The organism is Streptomyces similanensis (assembly GCF_039543625.1).
Classification (GTDB): domain Bacteria; phylum Actinomycetota; class Actinomycetes; order Streptomycetales; family Streptomycetaceae; genus Streptomyces; species Streptomyces similanensis.
Window position 1 is genome coordinate 43,762 of record NZ_BAABKC010000001.1, and the last position, 14,697, is coordinate 58,458.

Sequence of the window (14,697 nt, forward strand, 5' to 3'; positions counted from 1 at the left end):
CGCGCGTACGGCGGCCCAGCCACCCGCGTGCCGTGCCCCGTGGACGTGTGAAGGCGTCCACCCGCCCCGTCCGTCACCGCAGGAGCACTCACGTGACCAGCCGTGTCATCCTCGTCTCGCCCGCCATGAGCCCGTCGCTGCGCCAGGCCCGCTTCTACGACGGCGACTCGCTCGACGACACGGGCGCGGCCCGCGCCCGTGCGGCGGCCGGCGCCCTGCCCGCACCCGCCCGTACGGTCGTCGCCCCGGGTGCGCGGTGCGCCGAGACGGCGGCGGCGCTCGGCCTCGACGGGCCGCGGACACCGGAGTTGGCCGGTCTCGATGTCGGCCGCTGGCGGGGCCGCACGCTGGACGAGGTGGGCGCCGCAGAGCCGGAGGCGGTGACCCGCTGGCTCACCGATCCCGACTGGGCGGCGCACGATGGTGAGTCGGTCCGGCGGCTGTGCGAGCGGATCGGGCGCTGGCTGGACGGCGTGCGCGAGACCGACGGCCGTACCGTCGCCGTGGTCGAGCCGGAGGCCGTACGGGCCGCCGTCGTCCACGCCCTCGGTCTGCCCGCCGCCGCCTTCTGGCGCCTCGACGTGGCCCCGCTGACGGCCACGGAGCTCAGCGGCCGCTCCGGCCGCTGGAACGTCCGCCTCGGCCGGCCGCTGGAGTGATCCGGTAGCCCGCCGACGGGCCGAACGGCGATGCGGCGCACCGCCGTTCGGCCCGTGGACGCGACGCCGGTGTCAGCCGCGGCCGCCGCGCTCCAGCGGGATCTTCTCGCCCGCCTCGATCGCGACGGGCAGCCGGTTCTCGGCCGGCGGGAGCGGGCAGGTGGCCAGGTCGGTGTAGGCGCACGGCAGGTTCCCGGCCCGGTTGAAGTCGACGCTCACCCGGCCGTCGGCGTCCGGCGCGGCGATCTGCACGACGCGGTTCGCCGCGTACGTCGTCACGCCCGAGGTGCGGTCCGTGAACAGCACCAGCAGGCTGCCGGGCGCCGTCCCGTTGAACGCGGTCAGCCGGTGCGCCGTGCCGTCCAGCTCGAACTCGACCTGGCCGGGCGAGTCGTAGACGTGCTCAAGGCTCTCCACCGAGGCGCCGACCGTCACCGGGCGGGGCGCCTCGAACGGCAGGAAGCGGCCCGCGACGACCCAGCGCGGGTCCGGCGCGTAGGCGGGGGTGCGGGTGAAGGAGGTGCGCAGCGCGTTGCCGGGGTGGCGGGGGCGGACGATGTCGTGGCCGCCGCGCTTGGCGACCTCGATCACCGCGTCGCCGGCCGCGGGGTAGAGGCTGTCCCGTTCGGCGATGATCCCGAAGTCGTGCCGGCCGCGCAGCACTTGGCCGTCGAGGACGAGTTCCTCGTCGTCGGCCAGTTCGACCGCCACGCCCTCGGCGGTGCTCGACCACGCTCCGGGCGCGTCCTCGAAGCGGGTGGGCTCCTCGGTCAGCCAGTGCAGGCCGGTGATCGCGAGGAAGCCGTGCGGACCGGCGAGGACGTCCTCCTTCTGCCGGTGCCACCGCTCCCACTCCGCCGTGAAACTCCCCCGGTCGATGTCCTGGACGGTCATGCGCACTCCTTGGTACGTGGGTGGGGCGGACGGGGTGCGCCCGCGACGCGGGTGTGCGTCCGCGGCGCGGGCGTGGTCGGGTCACGGTCGCCGGACGGCGTACGACCGCAGAGCTGGACCGCGTCCCGCGCGGTACAGGGAAACAAGAGGGGCTGGAGCGGGCCGGTCAGCGCGGGCGGCGACACAGCGCGGCGGCGACGCGGACGAGGTCCACGGCGCGGCGGCGGGTCAGGGGCTCCAGCGGAGACATGCCGGGATGCAAACACGCGGCGGATGAACTGTCAACGGCTCGGCAGCGGGAGCGGCTCGGGGGCGGCCGGCCGGGTGAGGGTAGGCGCGGGACGTGTCGCGGGGGTGAAACGAGCGCGATGCGCTGGTGCGCCGCCGCGTGCATGTGGTTACCTGGCCCCATGACCGTGCTCGTGACCCGCCGCCACGTGGACTACGTGCGTGTCACCACCACGGGTTGTCCCGCCGCGAGCTGAGTCCGCGCTCCGGTCCCCCGCGTACTCCCCCTCCCCCGCCGCATCGCACGCGCACCGAACCCTGCCTGTTCCGGGCCCGGTTCGCGCTCCGCGGTCCCGCCGCGTCCTTCCCGTACCCGCCCGCACCAGGGCGTCCCCGTACCGCGGGCGTCCTCGCCCTCCGCACCAGGGAGCACGACATGAGCCAGCCCATCGACTCCGTCACCGCCAGCCACACCCCCGAGGAGGAGCCTCCCGGCCCCGACACCTCCGCCTGGTCGTTCGAGACCAAGCAGATCCACGCGGGCGCCGTGCCCGACCCGACGACCGGCGCCCGGGCGACGCCCATCTACCAGACGACGTCGTTCGTGTTCCGGGACACGCGGCACGCCGCCGACCTGTTCTCGCTGGCCGAGCCGGGCAACATCTACACCCGCATCCACAACCCCACCCAGGACGTCTTCGAACAGCGGATCGCGGCCCTGGAGGGCGGGGTCGCGGCCGTCGCGCTCGCCTCCGGGCAGGCGGCGGAGACACTGGCGATCCTGACGGTGGCGAGCGCCGGCGACCACATCGTCTCCAGCACGTCGCTGTACGGCGGCACCTACAACCTGTTCCGGCACACGCTGCCGAAGCTGGGCGTCGAGGTGTCGTTCGTGGACGACCCGGGCGACGCCGAGGCGTGGCGGGCGGCGATCCGGCCGAACACCAAGGCGCTGTTCGCCGAGACGCTGGGCAACCCGCGCGGTGACGTGCTCGACGTGCGGGCGGTCGCGGACGTGGCGCACGCGGCCGGGCTGCCGCTGATCGTGGACAACACCCTGCCGACCCCGTACCTGCTGCGGCCCATCGAGCACGGGGCGGACGTCGTCGTGCACTCGGCGACCAAGTTCCTCGGCGGGCACGGCACGGCGATCGCGGGCGTGGTGGTCGACGGCGGCACCTTCGACTTCGGTGCGCACGCCGAGCGGTTCACGGACTTCGACGAGCCCGACCCGAGCTACCACGGCCTGCGGTACTGGCCGGCGCTCGGCCCGGGCGCCTTCGCCGTCAAGCTGCGGGTGCAGCTGCTGCGCGATCTCGGTCCGGCCCTCTCCCCGCACTCCGCCTTCCTGCTGCTGCAAGGCGTGGAGACGCTGAGCCTGCGCATCGAGCGGCACTCGGCCAACGCGCTGGCGCTGGCCCAGTGGCTGGAGCAGCGGGACGAGGTGGCCGCGGTGCACTACCCGGGGCTGGAGTCCAGCGCGTGGTACGAGGCGGGGCGCACGTACCTGCCCCGGGGTGCGGGCGCGCTGGTCTCCTTCGAGCTGCGGGACGGCGTGGAGGCGGGGAAGCGGTTCGTGGACGCGGTCGAGCTCTTCAGCCACCTCGCCAACATCGGCGATGTGCGCAGCCTGATCATCCACCCGGCCTCGACCACGCACAGCCAGCTGGACGAGGAGCAGGCGGCGGCCACCGGCGCCGCCCCGGGCCTGGTGCGCCTGTCGGTCGGGCTGGAGAACCTCGCCGATCTGAAGGCCGACCTGGAGGCGGGGTTCCGCGCGGCGAAGGGCGCGTCCTGAACACCGTGCTGACGTCCTCCGAGGTCCCCCTCCCGCCGGCCTCCGGGGCCTGGCGGGAGGGGGACCCGCCCGGCCGCCGCCGGTGGTACGAGCGCGCCTCGCCGCTCGCGCTGGAGGCGGGCGGCGAACTCCCGGGAGTGCGGCTGGCGTTCGAGACGTGGGGGCGGCCGGCGCCGGACCGGTCCAACGCGGTGCTGGTGCTGCACGCGCTGACCGGCGACAGCCACGTCGCGGGCCCGGCCGGCCCCGGCCATCCCAGCCCCGGCTGGTGGGACGGGCTGATCGGCGCCCGGCGCGCGCTCGACCCGGACCGCTGGTTCGTCGTCGCGCCGAACGTCCTCGGCGGCTGCCAGGGCAGCACCGGCCCGTCCTCCCCCGACCCCGGCGGACGCCACTGGGGCGGCCGCTTCCCGTTCCTGACGCAACGTGACCAAGTGGCCGTCGAGGCGGACTTGGCCGACGCGCTCGGCATCGACCGCTGGGCGCTGGTCGTCGGCGGGTCGATGGGCGGGATGCGGGCGCTGGAGTGGGCCGTGGCGCATCCGGAGCGGACGGGGGCGCTGCTGCTGCTCGCCACGACGGCCGCGGCGAGCGCGGAGCAGATCGCGTGGGCGAACATCCAGCTGCGCGCCGTACGCGACGATCCGCACTGGCGGGGCGGCGACTACCACGACGCGGGCCCCGGACGCGGCCCGCACGCCGGGCTCGGCCTCGCCCGCCGCCTCGCCCACGTCACCTACCGCAGCGAACCGGAGCTGCGCGGCCGCTTCGGCCGGACGCCGCAGGGCGCGGAGGACCCCTGGAACGGCGGCCGCTACCAGGTCGAGTCCTATCTCGACCACCACGCCGCCAAGCTCGTACGCCGCTTCGACGCGGGCAGCTACGTCACCCTCACCGAGGCCATGAACAGCCATGACGTCGGCCGCGGTCGCGGCGGGACGCGCGCCGCCCTGAGGCGGGTGACCGCGCCGACGCTCGTCGCCGGGGTGGACACGGACCGTCTCTATCCGCTGTACCAGCAGGCCGAGTTGGCGGCCGGCATCGCCGCCGCCGACCGCCTCCGGGTGATCGAGTCCCCGTACGGTCACGACGGCTTCCTCATCGAGGTGGAGCAGGTCGCCGCCCTCGTCGCCGAACTCCTCGGCCCGGCGGTGTGACCGCCCGGCGGGTGGGGGCCGGCCCGCCGGGGTCGCAGGGGCGGCGGGGCCGTCAGGGTCACCGGGTGGTCAGGGTCACCGGGTGGTCAGGGGCACCGGGTGGTCAGGGGCACCGGTTGGTCAGGGCGAGGGCGTCCGGTGGCGGCGGAGCAGGGCCGCCACCGCGCACCGCAGGCAGGTGGTGTCCGGTTCGTGGGCGCAGCTCTCGTGCGGCGGGCCGATCAGCGACTCCAGGTCGTGCAGGAGCTGTTCGGTGCGCTTGGCCTCGTGGGCGAGGACCCGCACCCGTGCGCTCTGACCGCCGATCTGCCGTCGGCTGGCGATGAGTTGCTCGTACTCCTCCACCGTGAGGGCGACCGCCTCGCGGCCGCCGAGGGTGATGCGGCGCGGTTGGCGACGTTTCGCCACGGGGGTTCTCCGTTCCTCGCCCGGGTGGTCGCCCCGGAGAACGCGAGAGGGCCCCCGGATGGTTCCGACGGGCCCTCTTGCTGTTCGGAAGGATTCAGTTGGCGGCCGGAACCGCTCGGCCGGAGTCCGCCTTCGCGGGCTTGGGGTTGAGCTGCCGCTCGGCCAACTCGCCGAAGAGCAGACCGAATCCGCCCCACAGCGCGGACTGGATGGCCAGTGCGGAGAGCCGGAACCGCCACAGCAGGGCGGCCGGGAAGTCCGCCGGCACCTCGTTGATGACCGGCAGGAACGCGTAGGCGAGCCCGATCACGACGGCGAACGCGGCCACCGCCACGACCGTCGCCCACCAGGTGCCCAGGCTGGGCGCCAGGCGCTTGCCGAGGATGGCGGCGGCGACCGCCAGGAGCACGCTGAGCACCATCATCAGGAAGTACAGGGTGGTCCGCTTGCCGATGGTGTCGGGGTCGCCGACCGACGGCGGGTTGGCCGGGTACTTCAGGAACGGCACGACGTACACGGCGAGCAGCGCGCAGCCGGACAGCAGCAGCGCGGTGGCCCGCGGCGAGAAGCGGCCGACGCGGCCGAGCGCGAAGCAGTAGGCGAGCGCGGCGATGCCGCCGAAGGCGACGCCGTAGACCAGGACGCCGGTGGCGAGACCGGCGGTGGACTGCAAGGAGCGCGAGACGACTTCCATCTCGTGCTCGTGGGAATGGGCGTCCTCGAAGCTGATCGCCTTGTCGACGCTCGGCTCACCGAGGAGATAGGCGACGACCAGGGCGAGCACACCGGCCGCGAGGCCGGCGAGCATGCCGCGGACGAGCAGGTTTCTGACGGTTGCGGAGTTCATGGGCGTGCGGCGTCCCTCGCGTCAGTGGCAGGGGAAGCCGAGCAGGTGGCGGGCGTCGTGCACCCACTCGTGGACGTCCGTGCCGCTGAACACGGAGGTGGCGCCCTGCTCGGCGCCGACGAAGTAGAGCAGGATCAGCATCAGGATGCCGACGAAGACCGCCCAGGGAGCTATCGCCTTCAGCGGCAGCTTGGCGGGAACGACGGGGGTGGTGGCGGTCGGCTGGGCGACGTGCTGCGCCATGGCAGGGCCTCCTCTGGGAGTTCGCGTCCCATCTCGGTGGTGCACAGGACGAGGACTACGGGTCTGACTCGCGAACCGCCCCGAGGCGTCCGCTCACAGTGGCGCGACCGTGCCGGACTTGCACCGGCTTCCGTCTTGCCCTCGTCTATATCGCGTCGACGGTACCGTGTGCGACGGGCAGGGCCAAGACCGCGTCCACCCGCAGTGATCTTCCTCTCGCACCGGGTGGCGCCCTCAGGACGAGGCCAGCCCGAGTTCCCGGTCGCCGAGGGGTGCGAAGAAACGCTCGACGTCGGCCTCCGGGACCTCGGCCAGGGTCCGCGGCGACCAGTGCGGGTCGCGGTCCTTGTCGATGACCTGGGCGCGGATGCCCTCCACCAGGTCGGGGCCGCGCAGGCAGGCGCGGGAGACGCGGTACTCCTGGTCGAGGACCCGCTCCAGCGAGCCGAGGCGGCGGGCCCGGCGCAGCGCGGCGAGGGTCACCTTCAGGGAGGTGGGCGACCTGGTCAGCAGGGTTTTCGCGGTCTGTTCGGCGGCCGGTTCGCCGTAGCCGCGCAGCCGGTCGACGATCTCCTCGACGGTGTCGGCGGCGTAGCAGGCGTCGATCCACTCCCGCCGGGCGGCCAACTCGCCTTCCGCGGGCTGCTGTACGTGGCGTTCCAGGGCGTCGTGCACGGGCAGGTCGGCGAGGTCGGTGAGGAGGTCGGTGAGGTGGGTGGAGGGGAGGTAGTGGTCGGCGAGGCCGCACAGCAGGGCGTCGTCGGCGCCGATCTGCGCGCCGGTCAGGGCGAGGTGGGTGCCCAGTTCGCCCGGGGCGAGGGCCAGCAGGTGGGTGCCGCCGACGTCCGGGACGAAGCCGATGCCGGTCTCGGGCATGGCGATCCGGGAGCGCTCGGTGACGATCCGCACGCTGCCGTGCGCGGAGACGCCGACGCCGCCGCCCATCACGATGCCGTCCATGAGGGCGACGTACGGCTTGGGGTAGCGGGCGATCCGGGCGTTGAGCCGGTACTCGTCGCGCCAGAACGCGGCGGCCGCCGAACCGTCGCCGTCACGGGCGTCGTCGTGGATGGCGCGGATGTCACCGCCCGCGCACAGACCCCGCTCCCCCGCGCCGCTGACGACGACGGTCTCCACCGCCGGATCGTGCTCCCAGACGGTGAGCGCGGCGTCGATGCGGCGCACCATCTCGTGGGTGAGCGCGTTGATGGCTCGGGGCCGGTTGAGGGTGATGTGGGCGGCCCGTCCGGCGGTGTGGAAGAGGACGGGGGCCTCGGTGGCGCTCATCCGAACGCCTCCGTCAGGCCGCGGGCCACGATGACGCGCATGTTCTCGTTGGTTCCTTCCCTGGTCTGGTGCACCCGCTGGTCGCGGACGGTCTTCTCGGCGCGGTGTCCGGGGTACGGCCACGGCTTCAGGGGTCCGTGCGGCGGCGTGGCGGGGTGAAGGCGTACAGGTCGAGGATGTCCGGCCGGGGCGCGACGCCGGGGCCGCCGGCGCGCACCCAGGTGACGATGTCCTCGGTCGCGTCCGCGTCGTTGACCAGCCCCAGCCACACCGGCCGCGCCCCGGCGGCCCGGCCTGCGGCGGACGGCTGTACGACGACGACGTTGGCCTGGTCGCACACGTCGAGGCAGTCGGAGATCCGTACCGGCGCCGCCGCCCGCAGTCGGGCGGTCTGCGCCGCGTGGTCGACGCCCGGCACCTTGGGACTGCCGCAGCAGCAGTCCCGGCACACGACGATCCGGCACGGCACCGGTTCGCCGCCCGCCCTCTCCCTCACGCCCTGTTCGGACACGCCGCACCGCTCCCCTCCCGGGGAGATCCGCCCCGGTGTCGATCGAGGGGGCGACCGCGTGAGTCTCCTGGCTCCCGGATCGCCGCTCGCCCCGCCTTCCCACCCGCTGGGGGCAGTGGCCTGCCGGAACTCGCTCACCGGTCACAGTGGCGGGACCGCGTCGGATTCACACCGACTTCCTCGGGCCGCCGTCGCCCATGTCGGCGGTCATCATCGCATCAGCGCCGTCGGTCTCCGGCCGCCGGGTCACTCCGGTTCGGCCGACGCCGTCGCGCGGGCCATGCCCGCCTCCCACTTCTCCTCGATGCGGCCCGTCTTCCACACCACGATGGCGACGGCCCAGGTGGCGAAGAACAGGCCGACGATGACGTAGCCGACGACGTTCAGGTCGAGCCCCGCGATCCAGTTCCAGAACGCGCCGTGCAGACCCGCCTGGTCGACGAGCAGGCCGAGCAGTTCGACCGTGCCGATGATGAGCGCGACGGCGACGGACAGGCCGGTCATCGTGAGGTTGTAGTAGACCTTGCGGACCGGCTTGGAGAACGCCCAGCCGTAGGCGAAGTTCATGAACGAGCCGTCGATCGTGTCCAGCAGCGACATGCCCGCCGCGAACAGGACGGGCAGGCACAGGATGGCGTACCAGGGCAGCCCGGAGGCCGCTCCCGACCCGGCCAGGACGAGGAGGGCGATCTCGGTCGCGGTGTCGAAGCCGAGGCCGAAGAGCAGTCCCAGCGGGTACATCTGCCACGGCTCGGTGATCGTCTTCGTCAGCCGGCCCAGCAGGCGGTTCATGAAGCCGCGGTTGTTCAACTGCTCTTCGAGCGCAACCTCGTCGAAGTGCCCGGTGCGCATCTGCCGGAACACCTTCCAGATGCCGGCCATGATCAGCAGGTTGACGATCGCGATGGCGTAGAGGAAGGTCCCGGAGACGGTCGTGCCGATCCAGCCGGTGACGGCGTGCAGCGTCGAGCCGTCGTCCTCCACCGGTCCCGCCAGCGCCTTGACGCCCAGCGAGAGCAGGAGGGCGAGCAGGAAGACGATCGAGGAGTGGCCGAGGGAGAACCAGAAGCCGACCGACAGCGGACGCCTGCCCTCGCCCATCAGCTTGCGGGTGGTGTTGTCGATCGCGGCGATGTGGTCGGCGTCGAAGGCGTGCCGCATGCCGAGGGTGTAGGCGGTGACGCCGATGCCGACGCCGAAGGTCTTGGTGCCCAGGCTGTAGTGCTCCGGGGCGACGATCCCGACCAGGGTGCCCCAGCCGATGACGTGCAGGGCGAGGACGAAGCCCGCCATACCGCCGACGCCGGCCCACTCCTTGCGGGTCATGGACGCGCGGACACGGTGCCACGACAGGCGCGGCCCGCCGTCCGGGACGGCCGGGCGCGGGGGTGCGGAGTCGGGGGCGGTGCTCATGGGGGTGCCGGCCTCACTGTGCGGGATGTCTGTGCGGTGTGTCTGTGCGGGGTGTCTGTGCGGTGTGCGCATTCCACGTTTCTGCACATGACTCGCAACTACAACGAAGAGGTGGCAAAGACAGGGTCAAGGCTGGTCAGGCCGCTTGACCCGGCCGGTCGGTCGCGTCCGCCCGGCCCGGCTGGTCCGTCCGGTCCGCCGACTGGGGCAGTGCGGCGCGGGCCCGGCGCTCGGCCTCGGCCGGGCTCAGGGACGTGCCTTTTTCAAACACCTGGTCGAAGGCGCGTACGCCCAGGACGGCCCGCGCCGCCGCGGTGACGCGGTCGACGTCGCCGCGTTCGGCGGGCGGCAGCGGCGCGCCCGCGTCACGGCGCGCGGCGTGGGCGGCGCCGAGGAGCCGGGCCGCGCGGACGGCGCCGGTGCGGTCCCCGGCCAGGACGGCCGTGCCCGCGAGACCCTCCAGGCAGAGCGCGAGGGCGCGCGGCTCGTCCAGTGTGCGGGCGATCGCGAGGCCGCGCAGATGGTGGGCGGCGGCGCGGCCGGCGTCGCCGCGCAGTTCGGCGAGGAAGCCCAGCTCGGCGTGGAGGAGGTGGTCGCCCGCCGGGGAGGAGACGTCGGCGTGGTGGTCGCGGATGCGCAGCAGGCGCGTCTCGGCCTCGGCGAGGTCGCCGTGCCGCCGCGCGCCGAGGGCCAGCCCCATGTCGGCGTGGATCTCCCCGTACTTGTAGCCCTGCTCGACGGCGATACGCCGGGCCCGCTGGTGCAGTGCGCGCGCCCGGCCGAAGTCACGGGCGAGCAGCGCGAGACGGCCGAGTCCGGAGAGCCGGGCCGACACCTCGGCGCGCAGACCCAACTCCTCCGCCATGACGAGCCCTTCGCGCTGGCAGTGCTCCGCCCGCCCGTACTCGCCCTTGATCTCGGCGAGCGCGGCGAGCGGCGAGACGCTCTGCAACTCGCCCCAACGATCGCCCAGTTCGCGGAACAGCTCCCGGCTGCGCTCCCCGTCGCGGGCCAGTCGGTCCAGGTCGCCGCGGACCAGGGCGAGCGCCGCGCGCAGTCCGAGCGCCGCCGCGACGCCCCACCGCTCCGCCGCGGCCTCGAAACGGGCGAGGGCGCGGGTGTTCAGCGCGTCGGCGGCGGCCAGGTCGCCGACGCTGAACATGCCGTAGGCGTTCAGCCACAGCGCCCGGGCCCGGCGGAGGTGCGGCGGGTCGGGCACGAGAGGGTGCGTGGGAGCGGACGCGGGTTCGGTGGGCGGGAGCGGTGTGCGCTCGCCGGTCAACAGGACGAACGCGTTGTGCAGGAGCGTGAGTTCGAGGCCGGGGGCGGCGGTGGCCGCGAGGACGGCGGTCAGCGCGCGGCGGCCCTCGGTGAGACGTCCGCGCAGCAACCACCACCAGGACAGGGCGGCGGCGAGCCGTACGGCCTCCTCGGCGTTCCCGGCGGCGGCCCGTCGTACCGCCTCGTCGAGCGCGGAGCGCAGGTTGCCCGCCTCGGCGTCGAGCCGGGCGAGCCGGTCCCGCTGGCGCGCGCCCCGCAGGTGTGGCTCGGCGTGTTCGGCCAGGGCCAGGTAGTGGCGCAGGTGGCGCTCGCGTACGGCGCTCTCCTCGTCGCGCTCGCGCAGCCGCTCGACGCAGTACGCGGCGACCGACTCCAGGAGCCGGTAGCGCGGGCCCGCGGGTCCGTCCGTGACGACGACGAGGGACTTGTCGACGAGTCGGGTGACCAGGTCGAGCACCATGGCGCCGGACACGTCCGGGCCCGCGCACACCGCCTCCGCCGCGTCGAGGTCGCAGCCGTCGCTGTGCACGGCGAGGCGGGCGAGGACGGCGCGCTCGGGCGGGCCGAGCAGCTCCCAGCTCCAGTCGATCATCGCGCGCAGGGTGCGCTGGCGGGCGGGCGCGGTCCGCTGCCCGGAGGTCAGCACCCGGAAGCGGTCGCCGAGACGGACGGCCAACTCCCGCACACCCAGGGCGCGTACGCGGGTGGCGGCGAGTTCCAGGGCGAGGGGGATGCCGTCCAGGCGGCGGCAGATCTCGGCGACGGCGGCACGGTCGGAGGCGGCACGGCGGGCGGTGTCGTCGGCGTCGGCGGTGTCGTCGGCGTCGGCGTCGGCGTCGGCGTCGGCGTCGGCGTCGGCGTCGGTCATGGTGTCGCCGTCCCCGCGCTCCCGTTCGCCGTATTCGCCGGGTTCGCCGGGTTCGCCGCATCCCTCGGGCTCGGCGGGCTCGGCGGTGTGATGGGTGTCGTCGGTGTCGAGGTGGAAGCCGGGGGCGCAGGCGGCGGCGCGTTCCGTGAACAGGCGTATGGCGTCGTCGGGTCGCAGGGGTTCGACCAGGAACACCGTCTCGCCGGCCAGCGCGAGCGGCTCCTGGCTGGTGGTGAGGACCCGCAGGTGGGGAGCACGGCGCAGGAGCGACGCGACCAGTTCGGCGGCGGCCGCGACGACGTGTTCGCAGTTGTCCAGCACGAGCAGGGCTCTGCGGTCCCGCAGGGCGGCGGTCAGCCGCAGTACGGGCGCGACGGGGGCGCCGCCGGTGGCCGGTGGGGCGGTGGGGGCGGCGTCCCGGATGCCGAGGCTCGCGGCGATCACCTCGGCCAGGTCGTCGGGGGCGGTGGTGCGCAGACCCGCGAACTCGACGAACCACACCCCGTCGGGAAGCCCGGCGTCCTCGTCCGCGGAGGCCGCGACCTGCGCGGCGGCCACCGCCAGGCGCGTCTTGCCGACGCCGCCGGGGCCGGTGAGGGTGACCAGCCGCTGCCGACGGAGGAGCCGGGAGAGGCGGCCGAGGGCCTGTTCACGGCCGATGAGGGCGGTGAGCGGCACCGGGAGACCGACGGCGACGGCGGCCGGATCGGGAGTGCCGGGCACCGCGGGCCCAGTGCCGCCCGGCAGGGCTGCCCGGTTCGGTGACGGGTCCGACCGGGGCGACACCGGAGGGCGGCCCCCGCCCCCGGGCAGCGCCGGGGCGTCCGCCGCGACCCGGGCGGGGGCGTTCAGCTCGGGGTCCTGGCGGAGCATCGCCCGGTGCAGCGCGCTGAGCGCGGGTCCGGGACAGGCCCCCAGTTCCTCGGCGAGACGGGTGCGCAGCGCCTCGTACGAGGCGAGCGCCTCGCTCTGGTGGCCGGCCCGGTACAGCGCCCGCATCTGCGCGGCGCGCAGCCGCTCCCGGAGCGGATGTTCGGCCACCAGGGCGGCCAGTTCCCCGGCGAGCAGCAGGTGGTCCCCCGCCGCCAGGCGGGCCTCGGCCCGTTCCTCCAGCACGGCCAGCCGCTGTTCCGCCAGGCACTGGCGGGCCGCCCGGACGAACTCCTCGTCGGCGAAGTCCGCGTACGCCGTCCCGCGCCACAGTCCCAGGGCCTCGGTGAGCAGCGCCGCCCGGGTCCGCGGGTCCGTGCCGGCGCGGGCGCGGGCGACGAGCGCCCCGAAGCGCTCCACGTCCACGTCGTCGGCCGGGTCGAGCCGCAGCCGGTAACCCGGCGGCTGCCGCACCAGCCGCTCCCGGCCGACCACCCGGCGCAGTTGGGAGACCTTGGCCTGCAACGCGCCCGCCGGACTGCCGGGGAGGCCGTCGCCCCACAGGTCGTGGATGAGCCGGTCGGCGGAGACGGGTCCGCCGTCGTGCGCGAGCAGATCGGCCAGCAGTGCCCGCACCTTGGTCTCGGGCACCCGGACCGGCTCCCCCTCGTCGTCCCACACCGCGAGTGGTCCGAGCACGCCAAACCGCATGCCCGCAACCCTAGTCGCCCATCGTCGAGTTCGTCCGTACGCGGCCCGCTCCGAAGCGTTCCCGAAGCATTTCCGAAGCATTCCGGAAGTGCCCGCCCGCACAGTCGTCGCGACCCCGCCCCCAGCGAATCCAGCGAATCCAGCAGATCCAGCAGATCCAGCGGATACGGAGCACACCCCATGAGCACCTCGCCCGACACGGCCGGCACAGCGGACACGGCCGGCACAGCGGACACGAGCGGCACGGCGGACACCACCGACGTGCCCGGCGCCCCCGGCAAGAAGCACGCCCCCACCCCACCGACGCCCCCCGCACCGGACCGAACCGAGCCACCACGCCCGAAGCTCCCCCTGCCGGCCCTCCTCGCCCTGGCCACCGCGGTGTTCCTCACCAGCCTCACCGAAACCCTGCCCGCGGGCCTGCTCACGGCGATGAGCCGCGACCTGGAGGTGAGCGAGTCCGCGACCGGCCAGACGGTCACCGTCTACGCGCTCGGCACCGCGCTCACCGCGATCCCGCTGACCGCGGCCACCGCCGGCTGGCGGCGCAAGCGGCTGCTGCTGACCGCCGTGGCGGGCTTCGCCGTGGCCAACACGGTCACGGCGCTGTCGTCGGCGTACGCCCTGACGATGGCGGCCCGCTTCGTCGCCGGCGTCGCCGCCGGCCTGGCGTGGGCGCTGCTCGCCGGCTACGCGCGGCGTCTGGCGCCGGCCCCCTTGCAGGGCCGGGCGATCGCCGTCGCCATGGCGGGCATCCCGGTGGCGTTGTCCCTCGGCGTGCCCGCCGGTACCTTCCTCGGCCACGCGCTCGGCTGGCGGACGGCGTTCCTGGCGATGTCGGCGCTCACGGTCGTGCTGCTCGCGTGGACCGTCGCCGCCGTGCCCGACCACCCGGGCGCGCGCAGCGGCGAACGGCCGCGCATGCTGCAGGCGTTGGGGGTCCCCGGTGTGCGCCCGGTGCTGTTCGTGACGCTCGTCTTCGTCCTGGCCCACACGGTGCTGTACGCCTATGTCGCCGCGTATCTGGACGGGCTCGGGATGGAGGACCGCACCGATCTGGTGCTGCTGGTCTTCGGCGCCGCCTCGCTGGTGAGCATCTGGGTCGTCGGGGCCCGCATCCAGCGCCGGCTGCGGGCGCTGACCGTCGCCGGCACCCTGCTGGTGGCGGCGGCCGCCACGCTGCTCGCGCTGCTCACCGACGGCGGCGCCCTGGTCTACGTCGCCGCCGCGCTGTGGGGTCTCGGCTGGGGCGGGGTACCGACGCTGCTCCAGACCGCCGCGGGCGACGCGGGCGGCGAACACGCCGACGCCGCGCAGGCGATGCTGGTGACGCTGTGGAACGTGGCGATGGCCGCCGGCGGCGTGCTGGGCGGCGTCCTGCTCGACGCGCTCGGCAGCCGGTCCTTCCCGCCGACCGTGCTGCTGCTCCTGCTGCCCGTGCTCCTCGTCGTGCTCGCCGCCCGCGACCACGGCTTCCCGTCCCGCCGCCCCGGCGCGGACAGCGGAACGGAGGACTGAGGGG

12 protein-coding genes and 2 riboswitches are annotated in these 14,697 nt (G+C 74.5%); of the genes, 4 read left to right on the forward strand and 8 right to left on the reverse strand.

Features of this window, described 5'->3' with window-relative positions; genetic code table 11:
* Positions 1–92: 92 nt before the first annotated feature.
* On the forward strand, positions 93–659 hold the full coding sequence (locus ABEB07_RS00190; RefSeq protein ID WP_345666464.1) for a histidine phosphatase family protein: 567 nt from the start codon (positions 93–95) through the stop codon (positions 657–659).
* Positions 660–731: 72 nt separating this feature from the next.
* Here the strand turns inward: ABEB07_RS00190 and ABEB07_RS00195 are convergent, their stop codons facing one another.
* Positions 732–1,553: a DUF1684 domain-containing protein gene (locus ABEB07_RS00195; RefSeq protein WP_345666465.1), complete on the reverse strand. Its 822-nt coding sequence runs from the start codon at positions 1,551–1,553 to the stop codon at positions 732–734.
* Between the two features lie 664 nt (positions 1,554–2,217).
* Between ABEB07_RS00195 and ABEB07_RS00200 the strand changes: the two genes are divergently transcribed.
* On the forward strand, positions 2,218–3,579 hold the full coding sequence (locus ABEB07_RS00200; protein WP_345666466.1) for a bifunctional o-acetylhomoserine/o-acetylserine sulfhydrylase: 1,362 nt from the start codon (positions 2,218–2,220) through the stop codon (positions 3,577–3,579).
* A gap of 5 nt (positions 3,580–3,584) precedes the next feature.
* Complete coding sequence (gene metX / locus ABEB07_RS00205; protein ID WP_345666467.1) at positions 3,585–4,736, forward strand: homoserine O-acetyltransferase MetX; 1,152 nt, start codon at positions 3,585–3,587, stop codon at positions 4,734–4,736.
* 120 nt (positions 4,737–4,856) lie between these two features.
* Here the strand turns inward: metX and ABEB07_RS00210 are convergent, their stop codons facing one another.
* The 7 genes from ABEB07_RS00210 to ABEB07_RS00240 all read right to left on the reverse strand — a co-directional run bounded on the left by ABEB07_RS00210 (position 4,857) and on the right by ABEB07_RS00240 (position 13,175).
* Entirely contained in the window at positions 4,857–5,144 is a 288-nt protein-coding gene (locus ABEB07_RS00210; protein WP_345666468.1) for a hypothetical protein, read from the reverse strand.
* Positions 5,145–5,238: 94 nt separating this feature from the next.
* A complete protein-coding gene (locus tag ABEB07_RS00215) occupies positions 5,239–5,991 on the reverse strand; it encodes a CbtA family protein (RefSeq protein WP_345666469.1) in 753 nt (250 codons plus the stop codon).
* 21 nt (positions 5,992–6,012) lie between these two features.
* Entirely contained in the window at positions 6,013–6,234 is a 222-nt protein-coding gene (locus tag ABEB07_RS00220) for a CbtB domain-containing protein (protein ID WP_164589181.1), read from the reverse strand.
* Between the two features lie 35 nt (positions 6,235–6,269).
* Positions 6,270–6,418: riboswitch (cobalamin riboswitch) on the reverse strand.
* A gap of 50 nt (positions 6,419–6,468) precedes the next feature.
* Positions 6,469–7,521, reverse strand: a complete 1,053-nt coding sequence (locus tag ABEB07_RS00225; protein ID WP_345666470.1) for an enoyl-CoA hydratase/isomerase family protein — start codon at positions 7,519–7,521, stop codon at positions 6,469–6,471.
* 127 nt (positions 7,522–7,648) lie between these two features.
* On the reverse strand, positions 7,649–8,032 hold the full coding sequence (locus ABEB07_RS00230) for a (2Fe-2S) ferredoxin domain-containing protein (protein ID WP_345666471.1): 384 nt from the start codon (positions 8,030–8,032) through the stop codon (positions 7,649–7,651).
* A gap of 60 nt (positions 8,033–8,092) precedes the next feature.
* A riboswitch (cobalamin riboswitch) is annotated at positions 8,093–8,214 on the reverse strand.
* Positions 8,215–8,278: 64 nt separating this feature from the next.
* The gene (nicT, locus tag ABEB07_RS00235) at positions 8,279–9,445 is read right to left on the reverse strand and encodes a Nickel transporter NicT (protein WP_345666472.1); all 1,167 of its coding nucleotides are present in this window, start codon (positions 9,443–9,445) and stop codon (positions 8,279–8,281) included.
* A 136-nt stretch (positions 9,446–9,581) separates the two neighbouring features.
* Complete coding sequence (locus tag ABEB07_RS00240; RefSeq protein ID WP_345666473.1) at positions 9,582–13,175, reverse strand: AfsR/SARP family transcriptional regulator; 3,594 nt, start codon at positions 13,173–13,175, stop codon at positions 9,582–9,584.
* A 180-nt stretch (positions 13,176–13,355) separates the two neighbouring features.
* Between ABEB07_RS00240 and ABEB07_RS00245 the strand changes: the two genes are divergently transcribed.
* On the forward strand, positions 13,356–14,693 hold the full coding sequence (locus ABEB07_RS00245; protein ID WP_345666474.1) for an MFS transporter: 1,338 nt from the start codon (positions 13,356–13,358) through the stop codon (positions 14,691–14,693).
* Positions 14,694–14,697: the final 4 nt, after the last annotated feature.

What these genes read in the sequence shown, in the direction of transcription:
- ABEB07_RS00195 (WP_345666465.1), bottom strand. Translation starts at nt 1,553, where the DNA reads ATGACCGTCCAGGACATCGACCGGGGGAGTTTCACGGCGGAGTGGGAG.
- ABEB07_RS00200 (WP_345666466.1), top strand. Translation starts at nt 2,218, where the DNA reads ATGAGCCAGCCCATCGACTCCGTCACCGCCAGCCACACCCCCGAGGAG.
- ABEB07_RS00215 (WP_345666469.1), bottom strand. Translation starts at nt 5,991, where the DNA reads ATGAACTCCGCAACCGTCAGAAACCTGCTCGTCCGCGGCATGCTCGCC.
- ABEB07_RS00220 (WP_164589181.1), bottom strand. Translation starts at nt 6,234, where the DNA reads ATGGCGCAGCACGTCGCCCAGCCGACCGCCACCACCCCCGTCGTTCCC.
- ABEB07_RS00225 (WP_345666470.1), bottom strand. Translation starts at nt 7,521, where the DNA reads ATGAGCGCCACCGAGGCCCCCGTCCTCTTCCACACCGCCGGACGGGCC.
- nicT (WP_345666472.1), bottom strand. Translation starts at nt 9,445, where the DNA reads ATGAGCACCGCCCCCGACTCCGCACCCCCGCGCCCGGCCGTCCCGGAC.
- ABEB07_RS00240 (WP_345666473.1), bottom strand. Translation starts at nt 13,175, where the DNA reads ATGCGGTTTGGCGTGCTCGGACCACTCGCGGTGTGGGACGACGAGGGG.
- ABEB07_RS00245 (WP_345666474.1), top strand. Translation starts at nt 13,356, where the DNA reads ATGAGCACCTCGCCCGACACGGCCGGCACAGCGGACACGGCCGGCACA.